This window comes from Streptomyces sp. NPDC090083, from assembly GCF_044747445.1.
Lineage (GTDB): Bacteria > Actinomycetota > Actinomycetes > Streptomycetales > Streptomycetaceae > Streptomyces.
Window position 1 is genome coordinate 35162 of sequence record NZ_JBIVED010000012.1, and the last position, 22097, is coordinate 57258.

Annotated in this window: 12 protein-coding genes; 4 read left to right on the top strand and 8 right to left on the bottom strand. The window is 66.8% G+C overall.

All coding sequences use genetic code 11. The features are described from left to right. Positions 1-48: 48 nt before the first annotated feature. From ACIPTO_RS33700 to ACIPTO_RS33710, 3 genes are all read right to left on the bottom strand, one after another. A complete protein-coding gene (locus ACIPTO_RS33700) occupies positions 49-216 on the bottom strand; it encodes a hypothetical protein (protein ID WP_173985599.1) in 168 nt (55 codons plus the stop codon). Between the two features lie 147 nt (positions 217-363). Then, positions 364-681: a hypothetical protein gene (locus tag ACIPTO_RS33705; protein ID WP_393508294.1), complete on the bottom strand. Its 318-nt coding sequence runs from the start codon at positions 679-681 to the stop codon at positions 364-366. Further along, positions 681-1172, bottom strand: coding sequence for an ATP-binding protein (locus ACIPTO_RS33710; RefSeq protein WP_107442749.1), 492 nt, complete (start codon positions 1170-1172; stop codon positions 681-683). Before ACIPTO_RS33710 ends, ACIPTO_RS33705 begins: the two co-directional genes overlap by 1 nt. 252 nt (positions 1173-1424) lie before the next feature. Between ACIPTO_RS33710 and ACIPTO_RS33715 the strand changes: the two genes are divergently transcribed. The 3 genes from ACIPTO_RS33715 (at position 1425) to ACIPTO_RS33725 (ending at position 5727) form a co-directional block, all read left to right on the top strand. Then, entirely contained in the window at positions 1425-2768 is a 1344-nt protein-coding gene (locus tag ACIPTO_RS33715) for a transcriptional regulator (RefSeq protein WP_401198468.1), read from the top strand. 72 nt (positions 2769-2840) lie between these two features. Continuing rightward, entirely contained in the window at positions 2841-4013 is a 1173-nt protein-coding gene (locus tag ACIPTO_RS33720; protein ID WP_401198470.1) for a serine hydrolase domain-containing protein, read from the top strand. Positions 4014-4230: 217 nt separating this feature from the next. Continuing rightward, complete coding sequence (locus ACIPTO_RS33725; protein WP_401198472.1) at positions 4231-5727, top strand: hypothetical protein; 1497 nt, start codon at positions 4231-4233, stop codon at positions 5725-5727. A 17-nt stretch (positions 5728-5744) separates the two neighbouring features. Here ACIPTO_RS33725 and drmC read toward each other — a convergent pair whose 3' ends face one another. From drmC to drmD, 5 genes are read right to left on the bottom strand one after another with little or no spacing between them, the layout of a single operon-like run. Next, complete coding sequence (gene drmC, locus ACIPTO_RS33730) at positions 5745-6479, bottom strand: DISARM system phospholipase D-like protein DrmC (RefSeq protein WP_401198474.1); 735 nt, start codon at positions 6477-6479, stop codon at positions 5745-5747. Next, positions 6472-8505, bottom strand: coding sequence for a DrmB family protein (gene drmB, locus ACIPTO_RS33735; protein WP_401198475.1), 2034 nt, complete (start codon positions 8503-8505; stop codon positions 6472-6474). The genes drmC and drmB overlap by 8 nt, the downstream gene beginning before the upstream one ends. After that, entirely contained in the window at positions 8502-12266 is a 3765-nt protein-coding gene (drmA, locus tag ACIPTO_RS33740) for a DISARM system helicase DrmA (protein ID WP_401198477.1), read from the bottom strand. Before drmA ends, drmB begins: the two co-directional genes overlap by 4 nt. Beyond that, on the bottom strand, positions 12263-16297 hold the full coding sequence (locus tag ACIPTO_RS33745; RefSeq protein WP_401198479.1) for an Eco57I restriction-modification methylase domain-containing protein: 4035 nt from the start codon (positions 16295-16297) through the stop codon (positions 12263-12265). The genes drmA and ACIPTO_RS33745 overlap by 4 nt, the downstream gene beginning before the upstream one ends. Continuing rightward, a complete protein-coding gene (gene drmD, locus ACIPTO_RS33750) occupies positions 16294-19581 on the bottom strand; it encodes a DISARM system SNF2-like helicase DrmD (protein WP_401198481.1) in 3288 nt (1095 codons plus the stop codon). The genes ACIPTO_RS33745 and drmD overlap by 4 nt, the downstream gene beginning before the upstream one ends. Positions 19582-20252: 671 nt before the next feature. Between drmD and ACIPTO_RS33755 the strand changes: the two genes are divergently transcribed. Next, a complete protein-coding gene (locus ACIPTO_RS33755; RefSeq protein WP_401198483.1) occupies positions 20253-22097 on the top strand; it encodes a hypothetical protein in 1845 nt (614 codons plus the stop codon).

Here is a 22097-nt window from a genome sequence, read left to right on the forward strand (position 1 = left end):
CAGCGGGGGCTGGCGCGGCCGACCGCGCCGGCCCCCACCGCTTGGTGCCTACTCGCTGTCGTGCAGGTTGCCGTCGCCACCTGGCCACGGCGCGTCGCCAGAACTGCCCTGGTTGTCCGACCGGAGGCTGTCGTAGCGGTCATGGACGGCGGTCAGCTCTGTCACCGCCACCAGGAGGCCGCTCCGGGCCGGAGGCGGTGTCGTGGGCTCTGTCACCTCGTGCTCCTTCCTTTTCGGTTCTCCCGCTGGGAATCCGACGGGAGGTCGATGGCCGCCCCATGGCCGTGGGAGGAGGGGTTGCCGTGGGGCCGGCGGTCATTGGGCGCGCGATGAGCGGCAGTCCGGCGCCAGGTGCAGGGCGGGTCAGCGGTGAATCGGCAGGCCGCCGACGTCCTCGCGCATATTGATCTCCAGAACGCGCTGGTCCAGCTCATACAGACAGGCACGGCAGGCGTAGAGGGCCGCGTGCATGCCACTCGACCGGACGGGCCCGATCCACGTCACCTCGACGTCGTCACGTCCGCACCACAGCCAGCACTCGCCGCGCGCCTGCCACTCGTGGCGGTCCCATAGCGCGTAATCAGTGGGCTCCCTGGTGACGGGGTCGATGTCTCGGCGGGTGGGCCGGAAGACCACGTCGGGATCGGGAAGCGGATTCGCTCGTAAGGTGTGCCGCCCCATCACGCGACCACCAGAGTGAGCGACTCAGGCTCGGCTACCACGCCGTGCTTCGGCCGTAGCGCGAATAATCTGCGCAGAACAGCGGCTCGGATGGCGGGCGCCGCCTTGGGAAGCGCGATCTCCGCCCATACGCGCTTTCCCTGGCCGACTGGCTCCCAGGCACACCGAGAAGCGAGAAACTCGACCAGTGCCAGGCCGCGCCCGCTCTCGTCGTCGGCCTGGGCACAACTCGTCTGTGGGGCGCCGGGATTGGCATCGAGGACGTCGATCACCAGACGGCCGGGGCGGTGGTGCAGCGTGACAGTGACGGGCCCTTCCCCATGGACCACGGCGTTGCTGACGAGCTCGGAGGCGACGAGACGGATGGCGTCAGCCGTCTCGTCGTTCAACGGCACACCCCACGCACGCACCTTGTCGACGACCGTGCGCCGGGCGAGGGAGACTTCCCTTTCCTCACCCGCGAGGACGAACCGATGGACGAGCGTGGGCATGGCGGACGCCTCCGATGAGTTGGAGAGCGGCTCCGTCCCCGACGGGGAAACAGGGGCGGAGCCGCCGATCTGAGAACCGTTCCGGGAGCGGTCGCGATGTGCGGCTCCGTGGACGGCTGATATTCAGTCAACGGCCCCAGCCAGCAAGGCGGAACGTTTCTAGGGGGTTCCTCCTGGGGACGCCCTCCCCGTACGCGGCCACGCGAAGTAGCCTCCCCACTACGCCGCGAGGGGGATGACGGGAGTGATGACATGCCTGGTGAGCCGTTGGCGGTCCACCCGCTGAGCTTCCTCCGGCAGACGCGCGGATGGGGCAAGGCCGAGTTCGCCCGACTCATGCAGGCGCACGGGCGGTCACTCGGAGTCCCGCTCGCGACCAACCGGACCACCGTATGGAAGTGGGAGCAGGGGCAGGAGCCGGATGCGGACGCCCAGCGCGTCCTCGCCGACCTGCTGCGCGTCCCGTACGAGCAGGCGCGGAGGGAAGGTTGGCCCCGGTGGCTGCCGGTCTGGGAGGTCACGGGACTCACCGCCCCGTGGACCGAGGCCGGTACCGTTGAGGCGTTGTCCGAACTCGTGGGGAGTGGCCGCATGGATCGCCGGGGCTTTCTCACCATCACCGGCGCCGCCCTGACGGGCCTCGCGGCAAGCTGGGTGGACGCGCCGTCCGCCTTCGCCTCGGCCCTGGGCGGGGATCAGGTCACGGACACCATGGTCACGACGATCGAGCAGCGCATCAGCACGCTCCGCACCCTCGACGACCAACTCGGCGGTGCCACACTCCTGGAGCAGGCACGCGGCGATCTCGCCCTCGTCACCGGCCTCCTGAGCACCGGCAGGTACACGGAGAACATCCGACTCCGCCTCTACGCCCTGGCTGCCCGGGTGTCGCACCTGACCGGCTGGATGGCATACGACGCGGGACTGCGATCTGTCGGCCAGCGCTACTACATCGGCGCCCTGCGCAGCGCCCGTACCGCCGGCGACGACGCGTTCGGCGCCTTCATCCTCGCGGAGATGGGCGTCCACGTCTCCGAGGCCGGACGCACCGCCGAGCGCGTCGACCTCATCTCGACCGCCATCGACAACGCCCCTCGCACGCTGTCGCCGTACACCCAGTCCTTCCTCTACCTGCACAAGGCCGAGGCGCTGTCCCGCGACGGCGACCACGCGAAGGCCGGAACAGCGCTCAACCGCGCCGTGTCCCACTGGGAGCGCCACACGACGGAGGAAAATCCGGACTGGCTCAACTGGTTCGGCGAGGCCCAACTGAAGTCGACCGAGGGCAAGGTCCTGCTGCGATCCGGACAAGTGGAGCGCGCCACAGGCTCCCTGGAGACCTCCGTGAAGAGCGCGGCTCCCCGGGACAAGGCTGTACGCTCCAGCCGCCTGGCCGAGGCCCGGCTCGCCGGCGGCGACCTGGACGGGGCGCTCGACGCCGCGAACTACGGCACCGAACTCCTGGAGAGCAGTGTCAGTTCCGTACGGGCGTTGGACCGCTTGAAGGAGTTCTCGGCACACCTCGAACCGCGCAAGTCCGTCCCCGCTGTCCGTGAGTTCCGCGAACGGCTTCAGGCGGTGCCCGTCGCGGCGTGACTGTCACCTTTCGGATTGCGAGGCCGAACCCGCCCCCTCAGAGCAGGCTGCCGCAATGCCAGGATGGACGGCATGACGACGATCCACGGTGAGGTCGCGGCTGGGTTCGAACCGGTGTGGGAGGCGTTCGCGGCGAACTTCTCCGAGCACGGGGACATCGGCGCGGCGGTGTGCGTGTACCAGTACGGCCGACCGGTGGTGGACCTGTGGGGCGGCGTCTCCGACCCGGAGACCGGTCGGCCGTGGACGCGGGACACACTCCAACTCGTCTACTCAGCGACCAAGGGGGCCACCGCGACCGCGGCACACATGCTGGCCGAGCGCGGTGCGCTGGACCTGGACGCGCCGGTGGCGAAGTACTGGCCGGAGTTCGCCGCGAACGGCAAGGCGGACATTCCGGTGCGCTGGCTGCTGTCCCACCAGGCTGGCCTAGTCGCGCTGGACCGACCTGTCCCGCTGAACGAGGCGTTGGCCTGGCACCCGATGACGGCAGCACTTGCCGCGCAGCGTCCACAGTGGACTCCGGGCACGGCGCACGGCTACCACGGGCGGACCTGGGGCTGGCTCGTCGGCGAGGTGATCCGCCGGGTATCCGGCCAGACGCCGGGCCGCTTCTTCGCCGAGGAGATCGCCGCTCCCCTCGGACTGGACTTCTTCATCGGACTGCCAGCGGATCAACGCGACCGGGTCAGCCGCATGGTGTACCAACGACCGACCGTCGACCTCACTACCGTGCCCGCCGAGTCGGTTCCCGAGGAACTCCGCGAACAGGTGGCCGCGTGGCGGGATCCGAAGTCGTTCAGCAACAGGGCGTACGCGGTCACCGACCCCGCCGCGATCGACTTCGACTCGCCCGAGGTACAGGCTGCGGAACTCCCGGCCTCCAACGGCATCGGCACCGCACACGCGCTGGCACGTATGTACGCCGCGCTGATCGGCGAGGTGGACAGTACGCGCCTGCTTACTCCGGAGACCCTGGAGTCAGCGGCCAAGGAGCAGGCCAGCGGGAAGGACCAAGTGATGCTGATCCCGAGCCGATTCAGCACCGGATACATGCTGCCTACCGAGACCAACCCGATTCTTGGGGCAGGCTCTTTCGGCCATACGGGACGAGGCGGCTCGCTCGGCTTCGCCGACTTGGAGTACGGCGTCGCCTTCGGTTACGCGATGAACAAAATCATCGGGGGAGCCGACGACGTGCGCGCGGCCTCGCTGGTCAACGCGGTACGAAGGTCGCTCGCGTAGCCCTGCCCGCCTGCGGGTACGGGGCACACAGCCACGGAACTCCTGAGGGTGACGGTCGAGAATGAGGCCCTGCCCCCTGAGTGCAGCACTTCATTCAGGAGCCGTGACCCTAGCGATCACCCCCGGAGTCCACTCCAGCTCCCACGGTGATTGGCGAAAACCCACCCATACCCAGCGCAAGTACGTCACCATCTGTGCACGAACTGGGGAGGGACCTGTGGGTAAGCGCGAACGCCGTCGCAAGAAGGAACGAGCCAAGAAGAAGCACCAACCGCAGCAGCAACCAGCCGCTCCGCAACCCATCACCCGGGAATACCCGGAGGCTGACCCCCGCATCCGCATCGTGATCAAGCACGACGCACCCGAGGATGCGCAGAGGATCAGCCTCCTGTATTGGGAGATCAAGAACGACGGCAGCTGGGCCCGAACCGTCAGCAGCATTGGAGTGGCCAGCCATATCGGCGCGATAGCAACTGCGCACTCTCATGCCACCCTGCTCGGCTCCCCCTGCGCGAACTGCTCCGAGCCAATCACCGTCACCAACCGGTCCTGGGCAAACAAGGTCGGGGGAAAGTACCTCGACGTCGATTCCCCCTCCTACCTCTGCTGGGACTGTACGGCGATCCAGAAGCGCGAGGAGGCGGAGCGGCAGCGGATTGCCACCGAGCAAAAGCAGGTCGAGCTGGAGCGCGAGAAGGAGAAAGCCGAAGAACTCAAGCGTCTGATCGCTGAGGCCATCGAGGACGAGGAGGCAAAGAACGACTCCCCCAGCGGCCTCCCCGAAGACAACCCGCTGGCTTTGGCCCTGTACGTGGCGTTGGTCAGCTACGCCACCCGAAACCCCGGGAAGCCACTCCCCAGTATTACGGGTATCGGCGCCATGGGCTGGACTGGCGACACGTCTCGGGACAGAGATCTCCTACGCGCGCTCTACCAGGCGAACGCGATTGCCATTTCCCGGGAGACCTCGCCTCAGGCTTTCAGTATCTCCGCGGACGGTGACGACGTCAGGTTCGTGGTCGACGACGTCATGTGGCGTCTCATAGGTGACCGAACAGCAGCGCAGGAACGCGCCGAGAAGATCACGAACAGTTTCAAGACCCAGCCTGGCCCTCAGGGAGCCGCAAAGCGCGAAGCCTTCACCTCGTTGACGGACGAGATAGAGGTCGCCGACGTCGCGTCGTACCTCAACGGTCTGCTCACAAAGAAGTACGACTACCCCGAAGTCCCAGAAGCGCGGCGCGAAGAGCTCACGGACGTCATCCGCAGAGGTTTCGGCCACGGATACACCTCTGGACAGATGTTCTGTTTCGCGTGGCGGGCCGCAGACTCCGCCGCAGCCTGGAAGGAGCGCAACCAGCGGATGGGGCCGCCAGAGGCGGCATCTGCGTCGGTGACTACCTTGAATGGGAAGATCGACAAAGCTATCGAACTCCACCATGCCATCCCGGAGTACGACGTCCCTCGCTGGCACGGGTCCCCCCTCGCGCTCAGCAGTTTCCGACGGCTGACCTCAGATATTCGTTGGGTGTACAACCGTGAGGTCATCGACGCGTGTCCGCACTGCGACCGCAACGGTCTTAAGGAAACCGTTCATCCGGAGACCGAGGCGATCACCATGGCGCGCTGTACCCATCCCGTCGAGATTCGGGACGAGCTCCAGGATGAGGAGCCGAACTGGTGGGACGGCGCACCCGATCCGGCCGATGTCTGAGCCCAGCGATTAATCCGTCAGGAGATTCGCTCGTACAAGACCCCCTCTGCCTCCCGCAGCTCGCGCTCGACGGCTTCGGTGAGGTTCGGGCTGTCGATGAGGACGCCGAACTCGACGTTGTTGTTCTCTGCGCTCCAGGAGAAGTTCGCGCTGGTGACGAGGAGGAGGTGGTGGTCGATGGCGAGGAACTTGGCGTGATTGCGGACGTACCCGCCGTCGAATTCCTTGGTCCGCCATACCTCGGCGGGAGCCAGGTGCGCGGCTACCTCTGTGGTCGAGGGGGACCAGCGTTGTCCGCTGCTATCGGCGGCCCGGGTGTCCATGTAGACGCGGACGGCGACGCCGTCGCGTTGTGCGGTCGTCCGCAGTGAAGTCCAGAGCGCCGAGCTGCGCTGGAAGTTGAAGGTCGAGCAGGTGATCGCGTGGCGGGCGCTGTCCACGAGGCGGGTGACCGAGGCGGTGAGCGGCCCGCTCTGGGCGAGGTGTCCGGGCATGGTCCACAGCGGTGACAGCGTGGTCGGAAGCGCTCGTGCTCCCTCGATCGCCCGCAGGACCAGGACCTGCTGGTAGGTCGCTCTGGCGTCGCGGGCCACCGCTTCCAGTAGCCGCCGGACCTCTGCTCGCTGGCCGACGGCGACGACCTTGAGTGCGGTGGTCAAGGTGTCGCCGTCGGCCAGGCGGTCGGCTATGTCCTTGGCCTCGGTTCCGGTTAGGAGCCGGCCGAGTTGGCGTGGCGCGTCCGCGTCACTCATGGGCATGGAAGAAACCGAGGTCGCTGCCGGGCAGGTCGAGCAGGAAGCGGCGGTCGAGGAAGCGGTTGGCGCGCTCGCAGGAGGTCTCCGAGGCCATGACGCAGCAGTGGCAGGCGGCGCCGTGGAGGAAGTCCTCGGGGTCCTGTGGGGTGCGCTTGGAGCAGATGGGGTCGGAGGAGCAGCGTGCGGCCTTGCGTAGCGCGCTGTCGACGACCCGCTGAAGTCGCGTTGGCTCGCTGAGTTGTACAAGGCCGCCGAGGGTGCCGTCGCTGTCGGAGGCGGTGGTGCAGATGAGAAGGCCGGCCGCGGGGTCGCGGCCTTCGGCGGCGGGCCATGCATAGAGGCGTTCGCTGAGGCTGGCGGCCGAGTAGCCGCAGGTCAGGGCGAGTTCGCGGATGAGGATGTGGGCGAGGGTGTGGACGAGCCAGTAGCGCGGGGGCTTGAATCGGCTGTCGGGGTCGACCTGGCCTGCCGTGTCGGAGAAGCGGCGCTCGAAATTCCGGCGATGTGCCTCGCGGTGGAGCTTCCAAAGGTCGGTGTCCAGGACTCGCTTCTCCCACGCCGCGACGGCGTTCTCGTCGAGCTGGAGGAAGATGCCCTCGCCCCGGTCCTCGGTGGCCACGGTCCAACTCGGCCGGGACGTACGCGTCAGTGGGGCCAGGCGGCGCGGGAGGTCGCCGACGCGGTCCATGTCGTCAATGCGGGTGAAGCCGACCAAGGCATTCACCTTGCGGAGGCGTTCGACCGCGAGCACACGGGTGATCTCAGGCTGAAGGGCGTCGCCTCGATTGCGGGTGGCAAGGGTGAGCCCGCTCTTGGGGTCCTCGACTCGGGTGCCGACGATGTCACGCAGCAGGTAACGCCATTCGGGGACGAGGAGGTCGACCGGGTCCCAGTCGCGGAGCTTCTCCTCCTGTTCCTCTGGGGTGTCGGTGGGGGCGGAGGCCGCCTGTAGGACCTGCTCCAAGTCGTGGTCGGTCAGGCCGGTGACGTCGACGCCGCCGGCCATGCCGAGGAGATCTCTGATCAGCTCGAGGTTGTCACGGTATTTCGCGAGTTTGTCGCCCAGCGCGGTGCGGACCCGGTCGGCCAGGTCGCTGGCTTTCTCCTCCTGGGACTCCGGCATCACGATGATCGACTGGGTGGCGGGGAACCACAGGTTGGAGGCGCCGACGAGCATCAGCCGGGTTTCGTTGCGACACCCCTTGGGCTCGAAGGCGTCCAAGTGGGGGTGGCGTCCACGGCACTGCGGGAGTTTGGCTCTGCCAGCCTCGCCTTGGGCCTCGTTCATGGGCCGCCGCATGTCGCAGGATGCGCAGTGGATGACGGCCGAGGCGCCCTTGCCGGCTGTCCGGTCAACCATTTTCAGGGCGGGCAGCTCTGCTTGGGTGCATGGCTGTCCGCGGTGCACCCACAGGTCATAGGGGAACTCGTCCAAGTGTCCGTCGACGCACGCCAGTAGATACCGGGCCGGGATGGCGGTACGGCGCATCGGCTTGCGGGTGCCGGCGCCCGCGCGGCCCGTGCACTTCGCGTGCTCGAAGACGGCCAGGTCCGTGCGGAAGGGGTGAGTGTTGCGGTAGTCGAACTGAGCAAGCAGTCCGAGCATGTCGCAGCCCGTGCACCGCAGCCATTGCGGGAACACCCGGGAGGGAACACCGAGGTCGTTGCCTTCGGCGGACCGGCTGTGCTTCTTCGGCTGCCAGGGATACGGTCGCAGCTGCACGTCGGGCGAACGCAGCATCATCCGGACCACGTCGCGGAGGCGCGGGGCGTGGATCTGCGGGGGTGCAGAGTCTCGGCGCCGCCAAATGCGGTCCCAGTCGTCCAGACCGGTGGGCATGATCGTGAATTGCGGCAGGTCCATGATCGCGCCGGGACCGTAGGTGTAGAGCAGAGAGGAGGGCCGGGCCGAGCCCACCTTGGCACGGTTGTGCTTGGTGGCCTTCTCCGCCTCCTGCTCCAGGTCGCCCAGCGGGTCGACGGCGTGGGCGACGTCGTAGACGAAACGCGTCTCGACACTCACGAGTTGTCCTCCGGCATCTTCCACTGGGGGGCATGGGCAGGGGCGCGGTACACCAGTCGCTCCTTGATCGGGCTCACCAGGAGATTGATCTCCGGCTGCACCTCACGCATCGAGTTCGCCACGATGAACGGCGCGGCGTCGCGGGTGTCGATGCCCGCCTTGGCGTTCTCCGCGCTCATCATCAGAGCGTCGTGCCGACTGTCATCCAGAACCCTCTCGTACACCAGGGACTTGCGCAGCTCCACGAGGTGCTTGCGCCGCTTGCCCCATTGGTCGAGCCGGTTCTCCAGGCGCAGGCGTGCGCGTGTGGCCGCGTCCTCGTCGCCGGCCCGCGCGACGCGACGAACTAGGGCGTCGACGAGTTCGCCCGCGAAGTGCTGCTCAGCCTCGATACGGGCCGCCCCGTCCTCAGGGGACAGCCCCTGGCCGTGGCCGGCCTTGGCGGCCTGTAGGACACGGGCGGCGCTGACCAGCACACCGTCCAGGCCACGCTCCAGGGAGGTCACCGAGAACGGAGTCACCGACAGCGCCTCCACTTGGGCGTAGAACGTCTCGTGGTAGTGGCGGAACTGCTCGTAATGGGCGAGGTCCCTCGGCCGCGCCCAGTTTCCGAGCGCGACCACCAGACCCGGCCGATCCGCGATACGGCCGACACGGGACGACGCCTGGATGTACTCCGCGGTGTTCTTCGGCTGCCCAACCACGAGCATCAGGCCAAGGCGAGTCACGTCCACACCCACCTGGAGCATGGAGGTGGCCAGGACCACATCGTACGGATTGACCTCACGCGTGGGTTCCGGCTTCTTCGCATCTCGCAATGCGCGCCGGTTCCGTTTGCCCGCGGTGGAGTCGAAGCCCGGGTCGAACGCCATCGCCATCTGGTCCAGGGTCGCGGTGATGTCCGCGCTGGCCACACGCGAGGTCAACTCAGCGACGTGCAAGGAACCGTAGTCGGTGCCGGTACGGCGCGGGAGCTTCGACCAGGGACGGCCCTTGGCGAGCGCGGTCTGGATGTCGTCGCTCATGTATCGAGCCATGCCGGCGAGTTCACGGGTGGCGCTGAAGTATCCGACCAGGCTCATGTACGGATCGGCCGCGCGGCCGGAGCGGTCGATGAGGAGTTGCCCGCCGGCCAGGAGCACCTCGGCGACCCGGATCTCCGCCGTGGTCAGGCGCACCCCGGTGGTGCTAATTCCGATGTACCGGCGTCCCGGGTGCTTCTCGGAGACCGGGATCTCCTTGGAGAAGTAGGTGTTCCCGGCGTCCAGGACCTGCGGTGGGAAGATGGTGACGTCGCGCCCGTAGATCGCACGCACCTGCTCCGACGCATTGCGGGCGGTGGCCGTGGAGGCAATTAGCAGCGGACGCACCTGGCGCCCGTCCTTCGTCCGCCAGTCAGTCATCACGTCGATGGCCACCTCGAACAGGCCCACCGTCGTGCCGAGTGCCCCGGTGATCAGGTGCAACTCGTCCTGGATGACCAGATCCGGGGGCCGCAGCCGCGTTGCCGGGTGAACGGGGGCTGCTGGCAAGCCGTCCTTCTTGGGATGCTTGCTGCCGTCCTTGATGTCGCACTGCTGATAGTCGGGATGCACGTATCCGTGCCGTTCACAGCGCCGCGAGACGTGCCCGAACAGCGAGGCGGCCTCGCCCTCCCGCGCCAGGCGAGCGAACTTGTCCACGGTGGCGATGACGAACGCCGGCGCGAGCCGGTAGATCTCCTCGTCCACCGTGAGCACCGGCAGTCCGTCCGGGACCTCACCGCCGTCAGCGAACGGGCAGTCGGCCAGCTCGTCCCCGCAATACACGTACACCCGGCGCAGCGCGGGTTCTGTGCGCACATCGCGCGCCTCGACCCGCGTCCCGCACCACGGACAGCGTTGGATCTGCAGCACCGTCAGCCGATAGCCACGGCCCCCGTGGGCCTTCTGCAACTGCTCGGCGGCCTCGTCGTACCGCTTCGGGCTCACATCGGTACCGACCCACAGCCCGATCCGGAACGGCTCGTCCCCCCACGTCGCCACATCATCGCGCCGTGCCAGCTCCGCAGCGCACACCAGGGCGGTGGCCCGCTGGAACTGCTGGGCGGTGAGCAGGCGCAGGGTGTACCGCATGAGGACGGCAACCCCGGACCGCCCGTCCAGCGGACCGTCGAAGGCATCCACGACGCCCTGGCGGCGACGGATCGCGAACGTGTACGCGGCCAGACCCAGATACGCCTCGGTCTTGCCACCACCGGTCGGGAAGAACAGCAGCTGTGCCTTGGCCAGATCCCCCGATCGCTTCTCGACCGCCGGGTCGGACAGCAACGGCAACTGCATGAGCACGAAGGCGAGCTGGAAGGTACGCCACGAATGCGCCAAGGCTCCCTTCTCCGCGAGGATCGTCTCGCGAGCCTCGTCGATGCTCTCCTCCGGCCGACTCGCCCGCCGTTCCGCGACCTGGGACTGCACACGCTGATCGGCCATCACCCTGTTCATGAACCGGAAGCAGCGCAACGCCTCCTCGTCCCCCAGGAGATGCTTCAGCCCCTCCTCAAGCTGGCGTTGCACCCGGCGCGCTTCGGTGACCGCGTCCAGACCCTCGGACCGCAGGTGCTCCGGAAGCGCCTCGGCCCGCTGCTCCTCGCCGTCCAGCCAGGCCGTGTAACCCGCGACGATCGGCTCAAGACCCGTACGCAGTTCGTCGGTCGATGCCTCCTGGAGCTTGCGCATGTCCAGCAGGGCCGCGCCGATCTCCTCGGCGGCCGTCTGCGGCGTCTCACTCACCGGCAGCCACGTCGTCCAGACCTCACTGGCCCTGCGCGCTCCCTCGGCTACCTCCCAGTCCACCGAGCAAGTACGGCCATGGGCGAACTCCAGACGGTTGCGGTACTGAAGCCGCAGCCGCCGCAGCTCGTCGTCCAGCTCCTCGCGCGTGTCCAGGAGTACGTCATTGACCGGCAGGAATACCTCAGCGCCACCGGCCGTCACCGACAGCTTGGTCTGGTACAGCCATGCCTCGACGGGGATCTTGCGAGGTGTCTCCCGGTCATTGCACAACGCCACCTCAATCAGCCGGCAGCTGCGCTCGGGATCGTCGTAACGATCTACCCGGAGCAGGATCTTGTCCTTGAGCACGATCTCGGTGGTACGGGACGGCTTCACGTCAGCAACCTTGATCGCCTTCGCGATGGCGTGCGGGGTGCGCTGGAAGCGGCGGAGAGCCGGAGCAGGTGCCGCGCCTTCGTCCCCGCTGGCTCCGGTGCCCTCGCCGCGCTTCTCTTTCACAGGCTCGTACGTGCCCCACGACGCGGTCACCATGAACTCGTCCAGACCTTCAGGGATCTGGAAGCGCAGCCCCATCGACGCCGGGATCATCAGCCCGCGCTTCTGCGGCTGGTCCTCGACCTCGTCTTCGTCCGAGCTCGCGCTGCTGTCGTCGACGGCGGTGAGCGGCACGCCCCGGCTCTCGGCAGCGTCCACAGCGTCGCCCACGTCGGTCGCGGCGTCATCTGATCCTGCCTCGCCAGGGTCGTCCTGGCCAGCGGTGAGGCGCACGGGGGCGATCCGGCCGATCAGGTACGCCGAGTCGGGGACGCCGTCGAGGATCTCGTCCGGGCCGTTCGCCGGGCCGAGGAGCTCACGCTCCAGGATGTCGACCAGGTTCTCGCGGGCCGTCCAGGAACGGTCATCGGGTTCGAGGGCGAGACGGTAGGCCGGACCCTGAGGAGTGCCGGGTGTCGATACGGGATGGGCGCCGTCGCGCCGGGGGGTGGTCACTCGTCGCCCTCCTCTTCCTCAATGCACTCATTGTCGCCGGTGGGACTGACAACGCCCTGTGAGGCGGCACGACGATGGTTCTCTGCGAGGAGACGATCGAGGATCTCCACTCGGGTAGTGGGACTCACCGTCCAGCGTTGCATCTGGCGGTAGGTGTGGAAGCCGTGGTCTAGGGGGACGTCGTCCCAGCCGTAGGCCGCCATGACTGTCTGGTCGAGATCGACATGGATGTTGCGGAGGCGGGCTACATCGGGGTCGGCAGAGTTGGGGATGGCCGGGTCGTTGACCAGGTTATAGAGCTTGGTAAGGCCGAGATCGCGGCGCAGCATGATCTCGCGACGCTCTCTATCCAGACACTGGCCAGCCTGAGTCAAATTAGTTGTTGGCTCAGGCAGCGGGAAAGTAGCAAACACATCGGACGGCGCATAGTTTACGCGGGTCTCAAGTGTAGAGCTGTACTTAATCGCCCATACCTGGTGCAGAGTCGAGGAGAGTACTGCCTGATCGGTAAACGAGTTCGTCGCGAAGATGGCCAACTTATGACTGAACAACTGCTCTGTCGACACGCGCATCGGCATCACTGTCTTGCTCACGAGCGCGATCACGAGCACTTCGTCGAGATCTGCAATGGCCTTCCGCAGTGCTGGGCGTCTATCGGCATACTGCCACCATCGATCGCGGAGCGCTTTCCGGTTGACTTTCTGCCGCTCGGGCTTGACACGCTCCAGCACCTGCGCGTACGGCAAGGTGTACTCCCGCGCCTGTTCCTCTGTCCGAGCGTTAAAGTCGATGGCCCAGCGCGAGGGAGAGTAATCCGAGCGAGAATTAAGATCCTCGCCGTTGAGGAAGGGGAAGAGCACCTCCTGGTTACGAGGGTCGGCCTTGATCCAGGCGCTTGCTTGCTCAGGTTCCAGGATGAATCCGGCACCATAGGGCTTGCAACCCTCGAAAGTGACGCCTTGATTCTCCGCCAGCCTCTTCGGTAGTCCTACAACTTTTCCCTCTGGTTCCAGGAGGGTGGAAATTCGCTTGACCACGATGTCATCGGCGACCCTCGGTACACCAGCAGCTACCGGTCCTCGGCTGCCCCAAACCGCCGCGTACTCCAGATTGGCGCTGGCGGCGGGCCAAGGGCGGCTTTGAATTGACCTCAGTAGTGTAATTCCATTCGCTACGAGGCGATCGAGGCCGATCTCACGTGTATCCCCCTGAGCAATTGTATTAGTTGCAATTAGCCCGATGTTCCCACGCCGCGTCAGGAGAGTAGCAGCGCGAAGGAAGAAGTAAGCCACCATGTCGGCGCGTCCGCTGCCCCCCTCGCCTTCCGCGAGAACGTTTCTGAGCCAATCGCGGAAGTTTCCCCCCGCCGCACCAGAGATCTTGGTTCCGCCCAAGAACGGCGGGTTCCCAACCACTGCATCGAACCCGCCCCGCTCCATAACATCCGGCACGGCCAGGATCCAGTGCAGCGGTTTCCACCGCGTATAGTCCGTCGTCACCGCCGGAGTGAGTCCAACTCCCAGGATGCTGTCGAACATCGTCCGGTCCGGCTCCCCACCTCCAGCGGGGTACGCCTTTTCTACCGCTATGCGCAGATTCTCATACGCGGCCTTCAACTGCTTCCCAGGCTTACCACCCCACTGCAGTCCGGCTGCGATCACCCCGTCCGCGACATCGGCGAGCTGCGCGGTCAGCTCCTGGTATCGGCGCCACTGCCGCCGCTTCGTAGCGGCCGAGCGCTGCGGGTCGCTGTCGTCTACCTCGGTGGCGAGCTGGCGACGCAGACGGCTGGCCTGCTCCAGGATGTCGTCCACGTCCAGCGCGAAGATGCTGAACTGGTTGCCGGCCGCGGCCGGGTCGATGTGGAGGCGGCGCAACTGGTCCGCGTCGGTCAGGCCGAGCAGGGCATTGCCGTGCAGCACCTTGTCGTCGACGAAGGAGAACGGGAGCTTTGGATCCAGCGACACCAGCCACAGCGACAGCTTGCACATCTCCACGGCCATGCCGTTGATGTCGGCGCCGTACAGGCAGGTGGCGACGACGGTCCTTATGGCGTGGACGTGCAGGTCGTGCGGTGTCCTTCCACGTGTTTCGCCTTGGCGCTGCCATGCCTCGACGAGTCGGTCGGCGAGGTAGCGCGCCGCGGCGACGAGGAATGCGCCGGAGCCGCAGGCGATGTCGGCGATGCGCAGGTCGAGGATCTGGTCGGAGTCGATGGGCCGCCAGGCGTCCTGGTCGGCGGTTTGGTGTGGTCCGGGCGAGTAGACGAGTGGTTCCAGCGCGTACCGGACGACTTCCTCGGCCAGCGAGCGGGGTGTGTAGTGCGCGCCCGCTGAGGCGCGCGAGGGGGTCTCCACCAGCAGAACGCCGCCGGGCTCGACGACCAGCGGTCGGTTGCGCAGGTCGCGGCGGATGATTCCGATGAACGGGCGTAGTCTGTCGCGCAGTTCGGGGTCGTCGGTGACGTCGCGCAGGGCGATCTCGGTGTCGTCGAGGGTGTCGCCTGCCTTGAGCGCCTTGGTGAGGGCGGCCTTGCTGGACGGCTTCGCGGCCGGCTGGTGCTGCTTGATCCAGGCGAGGATTGCGTCGGCCCGTGCGGTCTCGGTGCGCTTGGTCTGGCTGAGTTCTTCGAGGGTGGCGAGGGGGATCTCGGGTTCGGATCCCGCGCTGCCGTTCAGGCCGACGATGATCTCTTCGGCGGGTTCGCAGGAGTAGCCGAGCAGGCCCTCGTAGATGTAGCCGATCTGTTCGACGTCGATGTCGCGGAAGGAGATCCGTCGTGCTCCGCCGGGCAGTTGGGCGATTTGGACGGCGCGCAGGACTTCGAGCATGACGCGGTCACTGACCGTGATGGCCAGGGTGTCCTGGGAGCCGCAGGCGGTGAGGAAGGGGAAGCGGGACGGGTCGAAGAGGGAGCCACCGTACTCGGGAAGGCGCAGGTCCTCGAAGGTCGCGCCCCGGTACAGGGCCTGGGAGGTGGCCAGGAGCCGGTGCCAGGTCAGGAACGTGGCGTCGAGGGCCTGTTCGCCCTCCTCCTTTTCGCGGGCGTCGAGGAGGTCGAGTTCGTCGCTGATGCCGTATCCCATGGCGAAGAGGCGGCTCTGGGGCAGCAGCCCGCGTTCTTCGGCGAAGAGGAGGAAGACGACGCGCATCATGACAGTGACGGCGGCCTCGTAGACCTCGCCCCTTGCCGCCGGCAGCGGGTCGGGCTCGCCGCGTCGCTGTGCGTCCAGGGCGCCTTCGGACAGGGCCTGGACGATGAGTTCGACGGCGCGGCGGACCTGGGTGCCGAGCGCTTCGGTGATCTTCTCGGCCGCGGTGACGGACTCGCCGAAGAGTTCCGTCAGGCGGTCCTGCTGTTTGCCGCCAACCAGGCGGCGGCGCTGGAGGAGTTCGATGAAGGCGTTGCGGGTCTGGGGCTCTTCGATCCAGGTCTGGGCGTCGACGATGCCGGAGGCGACCATGGTCTGCGGGCGGGCGCTGACGATCGCCCACCAGCGGCCGTCGGTGACGACGCCGATGGGGACGCCAGAAGCGCGCAGCAGTTCCTCCATGCGGTCGATGGGGCTGGCTGACCAGCCGTCGGTGAGCGGGTCGCGCAGGGAGTCCGTGGGGTCGGTGATCAGGACGAGAGCGCCGGTGGTGTCGCCGTGAACGAGCGCGCCGTCAGCGCGAACGGTGACGGCGTAGTCAGGCGAGCGGACCTCGGCGGCGGCAGGGGCGGGAACGGTGTAGGAGGCGCCCCAGCGCAGCCCCTGGCGCAGGACGAGGTCGACCCAGGTATCGCGGGCCTCGCGGTACAGGGCGAGAGCGGCTTCCTCCCCTGGGTGCTCGTCCCAGTTCTCCCATGCCTTCTCGAAGGCCGGCTTGGCGTCCTTGATGGCGTCGAGCGCCCGGGAGTCAGGCTGGGGAATGCCTTCGCGGTAGACGCGCTCCAAGGCAGGGACGGCCAGGAACGGGCCGTCCGCGTCGACGAGTTCGAGCCAGGCGCGGTGCAGGTCGGCGGCGGTCGGGGGATAGCGGCGGCTCATGCCTTGACCATTCCGTTCTTCGCGTCTTCGGGGGTGAGGGCGAACACGACCGCGGCGGCGGATACGTAGGGCCTGATGTCGCTGTAGCGCTCCTGGATCGAGGCGATTTCGCGTGCTTCCTCGTCGTCCAGGCTGTCAAGGCGCTCGTTCATGTGGTGCAGGTCCCGGCGTCGCTGCTTCTGCTGGTCGTCGGTGAACAGCAGCTCCTCCTCAGCGCGGATGGCCTGTTCCAGGCGGTCGCGGGAATCGCGCAGGTTGAGCCGGAAGGCGTCGAAGATCTCGTGGGCGCGCTTGATGTCGGCGTCCCGGCGCTGTGTGAGCGCCTCGGTGACCTTCTCCTGGCGGCTGGCACTCTTGCGTTCCATCGCGGTCAGCAGCCGTGTGCGCAGCCGGGAGCCGTCGTCGTTCCACTGGTCAGCGAGGTGAGCACGCACCTTTTCATCGGCCAGGAGCAGGTCCTCGGAGTCGAGGGTTTCGTCGAGGACCTGCTCGACCTTGGACTCGGCGAGTGCCTGACCGCGTAGCCGGACACCGGTGAGGAACACCTCCTCATGTAGTCGCAGCCCGCCGCGCCCTACCAGGACAAGCCGGGAGACGGCGGCAACACAGGACTCGGGAAGGCCGGGGGCGATGACGGCGGTGACCCGGTGTACCGGGGAGTCCGTGCTGAACAGCGCAGAGCGCAGGGTGCGGGTGGCGCGCTGCATGAGAGCGTGCCCGAGGTGGACGTGGACCAGATCGGTGCGCTGCTGAGCGGCTTGGTCGTCGAAGGTGATGGGACGCGGGATGCCCGGCTCCAGGCGGGTGTCCAGGCCGCGCAGGGCCGGCTGCCAGGAGCGGCCGAGGTTCGGGATCTCGAAGACCTGTGCTTCGGTGCGGTCGTCGCCGATCTCGACAAGCGGGGGCTGAGAGGTCAGAGTGAGCGCGGTGTCCACCACCCGGCGGGCGTTCGCAGGCGTGAGGTGCATGGCGGCCTTGTGCTCGTTGTACGTCTCCGACAGCTGGGTGAGCTGTCGGTTCAGCTCCATCCCGCCGGCCAGCACGCGGGTAATCACCTCGTTGCCGTCGTCCGGCGCGGTCAGCCGGGCTTTACGCGTCGTTCGGGTGGGGGCGAAGTGCTCCTGCACCTGGGCGTCGATGACTTGGTTGACCTTGCCGAGGTCCTCGGTGGCCCGGCCGACCTTGGTCGCGATGATCCCCATGAACTTCATGTCGGCGTCGTACGTCGTGGAGCCGGAGACCGGTACGAAGTGGAAGATTTCCGGGTTCTTCGTCTGCCCGTACCGGTCGATCCGGCCGATGCGCTGCTCCAGGCGGGACGGGTTGAAGGGGATGTCGAAGTTGACCAGTCGGTGGCAGTGGGTCTGCAGGTCGATGCCTTCACCGGCAGAGTCGGTGGCGAGCAGGATGCGGACCGGGTGCTTGTCCGGGCTCTCGGTGAACCGGGCGCGGATCTTCTCTCGCTCCTCGGTCGGGGTCGAGCCTTGGATGACCTCCAGTACGTCGTTGTAGCCGCGCTGCCGTAGGACGCGCTCGATCCATTCGAGGGTGGCCGCGTACTCCGTGAACACCACGACGCGTTCGTGAGTCCAGTGGGTGCCGTCCGGTCGGCAAACCGCGGCGAGGAAGGTCAGCAGTTCTTCCAGCCGGGTGTCCGGCTTGTGCTCATACCGGCGCCCCCACTCGATGAGCGAGGCGATCTCGCTCCTGGTGGCCGCGACCAGGGGATCTGAGCCCTTGGAGTGGCGCAGCGCGGTGAACTCGGGGTGCTCGGCCGCGCCCTCTTCACCGTCGGACTGACCGCTGCCCAGTACCTCCGTGTAGTACTGGTCTTCATCATCCATCCGAAGCTGCCGGTCACCCCCGTCTGAGCCCTCGTACAGCTCAAGGGTGCGGGCGAAGGACCACGGGCTGGACAGGAAACGCTTCTTCAACAGCATCGCGACGATGTCGCCGCCTGAGCCCTTGCCGTTCGCCCGGGCGCTGTCCGCCAGTAGCCGCTCCAAGCGCGCGAATTGCTGCTGCTCCTCCTCCGAGGGCGTGAACGGGAGGGTCCCCAGCTTCCGGGTCTTGAACCCCTTGTCCGGAAGATCGGTCTTCAGCCACCGCACCATCACCTCTTTCAGCGCGCGCTCGTCGATGCTCGCGCCGCGGGTGAACCGGCGACCGTCGATCATCTCCAACAAGGCGGTGAATGACTCCGAATAGCCGTTGTGTGGCGTCGCGCTCAGGAACAGCCTGTGCTCGCACGCTTCCGCGAGCCTCATCGTCGCCGTCGTCCGGTTGCTGTCCACCGCGTAGCCGCGCTGCCCCGGCGCCGTCGTCGGACTGGCCGGCGCCACATGGTGCGCCTCGTCGACCACCAGCACATCGAACGCGTACCGTCTGGCCGACCCGGAGCTGCGTACGTCCGCCAGCACGTCACGCAGCAAACGCTGCGCCCGCAGTGACGGCAGCCAGGCCATGCTCACGATCACGCGAGGGAAGAGCCTGAACGGGTTGGCGTTGAGCCCGTGGCTCCGCCGTACCTTCGCCATCAGTTCACTGTTGACGATGACGAAGTCGAGGCCGAACTTCTCCCGCATTTCGTCCTGCCACTTCAGCGACAGGCTCGGCGGGCACACGATCACCACGGATCGTGCACGGTGCCTCAGCAGCAGCTCCTGCACGACGAGGCCGGCCTCGATGGTCTTGCCCAGACCGACATCGTCCGCGAGCAGCAGGTTCGTACGCGACGACTGCAGCGCACGGCTGAGCGGCACCAGCTGGTACGCCTCCACATTGGCGCCGCTCCGGAAAGGGGCCTGATAGGAATTTGCGTCCGCGGAGGTGACCGCGCCCCAGCGGACCGCGTCCACGAACGCGGCGAGGGTATTCGGATCGTCGAACGCCTCCGCCCGCACAGTCTCCGGAAGGCCCTGGTTCGGGGCGACGGTGTGTCCGACCTCCAGCTCCCAGACCACCGTCAGTTCCTGACCAAGCCGGTCCTCGTCAAGCGACTGCAGGCTGACCACATGCGTCAGACCGGGTGCGCCCTCGTCAGCGGGACTACGAGGAAGGCCCTGCTTCTGGATGTCGGACACGGCCCAGGTCGAGCCCCGGACCTTAACGACCTGACCCGGCTCCGGGACCGGCGGAATGGCCGCCGTATTCGGGGTGCTGCTCGCCGATCCCTGCGGATACTCCGTCGCGGTCGCCACCTGGGCAGACTCCTTCATCAACGCCATCATTGCCGGAGCGCGATCACCTGGGCACGCTGCGTGCAGCTGGGCCGCGGAGGTCACTGAAAAACCAGTATCTCCGACCCCAGATACGGCCCGCTTCGAGTTCCCAAGACTCAGGGGCATCTTGGTCAGCGGATACACGGGCGGCTGGACTGAACCGCACGTGCCGCTGTATCCGGAACTGCTACACGCCCGATCTCCTGTTGATGGGGCAGAGCTGGAGTGCCTCCCGAGGCGAGTTTCGTTACGGGCTACACCCTGGCTCGACAGGCGTCGATCAAGGGCAGCCATCGGTGAGTGAGGAAGCCAGCGCATGGAGCACGCGGCCATTCCCGTCAGGCAGCCTCGGGCACGAAGCGCGAAGGTCTACGAACCGGAGAGATCAGGCCAACATCACCGAGCGTCGGACATGGTGTCTCGATCGCCGATCACGTTTCCCACCTGTGAAATCAGGAACTCTCCTGCCGGTCGCATCCCGCCATGGCACAGGCAGATGAGTTTCGGTCCTCGGCTGGACCCTGGTTATCCCCGTGCTCCGTGGGCAGGATGATCGGCCTCAGGAGCGGGGGATCCGGGGGAGGTGGCGCATGTCCCTGCTGCCTTGGCGCGGTCCGTCGCAGAACGGAGCGTCTCCAAAAGGCGGGAGGGAGTCCGGCTCGGCGGACTCTTTCCCCGGCATTCCTGTGGGAACTGCCTCGGACAGCTTGACTGCTGCCAGCGGACGATGGCCGTTGCGTACGACCTACGCCGAACGGGACGCCGTACCCAGCACGAACGCGGTGACTCGGCAGTTGGCGGGTGTCATGCATGAACGGGTCAGCCGCATAGGGCAAGCCCGGGACCTGTTAGGACGCTGGCAGGACCGCACTCTTGGGCGGCGACAGCGGGCCATTGGGCAACTGAGCCCGCTTGCTGGCGAGACTCTCGCCAAGTGGTCGCTGGACAACGTCCTCAACACGCAGAAGCGACCGGTTCCCTCGTTCGGCTTCGGCCTGGCGCCGGTGCTTACCCATAGTGTTGCCGCCATTAGACAGCGGAGGATGCGCGGCCTCGTGATCGCGGGAGTCGTTGGGCTGATCGCGGCGCGTCATCCTTGGGGAATTGGGGTGCTGGCGGCGTCCGTGCTGCTGTACCAGTTCTTCATTGCCGCAGGGCGGCTGCGTTCATTGCTCCGCTGGGGTCTTAACTCACTTGTGCCGATGGCTCTTCTGGCGGTCGGCGTCTTCGTGGCCTGGACCCAAATACGGCCGTACTCGCCCGTCCTCAGGATTGCGACACAGGACGCCGTTTCTGCCGCCGTGTGGCTGGCACTGCTGCTCTCGGGCACCTACACGTTGGACCGATGGATCTCCCTGGCCTACTTGGCTTCCCTGGGCCCATGGCGCGAGCAGATCGCCACACGTCCGCGGTTCGCGCCCCGCTCAGCTGCACGGATAGCCGACTGCGAGGCAACCGAGCTGTGGCAGAGCACTCCCTACCGCAAGGAAGCCGGAGCCGACCGATTCGTGGGTGCCGGCCTTGATGCCTGGCGTTCTGGTGGACCTCGTATCCAACTCACCCCCGCACGTCGCGCCGGGGAAGAAGACGAGTCCGAGAAGGGGCCCAGCGTCAAGCCGCTCCCCAAGGGCGGATCTCCTACTAAAGGAAGCGCGGAAGGCATTCGCACCTTCGAAGCCGACGAACTGCTCGACAAGGTGCGGGACGAACTGGAGGATCTCAAGGGCGTACTCGTAGAGACCCATGCCCTGCCGAACTGCGACGTCTTCGAAGCCCTCGCCATGCCGCAGTCCCGGTGGAAGAAGCTCACGCGCACGCCGGATCGTTTCGATGACCGTCCGATACCCATCGGTCCGGAGCCGAGTACCTCGGAGCAGGTTCACCGGGCCCCTTGGCCTGAAGCGAAGGAGATGATCGCCGAGGCCAGGAAGGCCCCGTCCGGGCATCCCTCCCGTCGCTACCTCGCGGCCCAAGTCGTCGACTGGAAAGGCCACATCGTCGTCACAGTCTTCGCCCACGCTGCGCTGGAGGGCAAGACCTTGCACTTCGTTACCCGCCCCCAGGTCCTAGCTCCGCTCAAGAGCGAAGCCTGTGCCGAGTCGGCGAAGGGCTGGGAACTGATCGGGAAGCTCCTCCTCGCACCCGTCCATGCCGTCGGCGACACGGTTGCCCTGGCGCACAGGTCGTACGGCATCATCATCCGTGCTCTGGGGACCGTCGTGTTCGGAGCAGTCGCACAGGCCATGCGACAGCAAGTGGCGACGGCTCTGGACCAGCCGCCGAAAGACGAAGACAAACCGATCAGCCTGCGCGAGTACTGCGCACACATCGAACCGGAGGACATGCACCAGACCGAAGACGCGGCCCGCCACATCTCCATCCTTCAGTCCCGCATGTTCAGCACCGTCACCGCCTTTCTCGACGACCATGGGGCCTTCACCGGCGAGTTCAGACGGCAGGCGGAACAGGTTGTCACGCAGTTCTTCATCAGCGGCGACCACAACCAGGTGAACACCGGAACCGTGCACGGCAATCAGGCGCAGAACAACCAGACTGACGGCTTGAAGGCGAAAGGATGA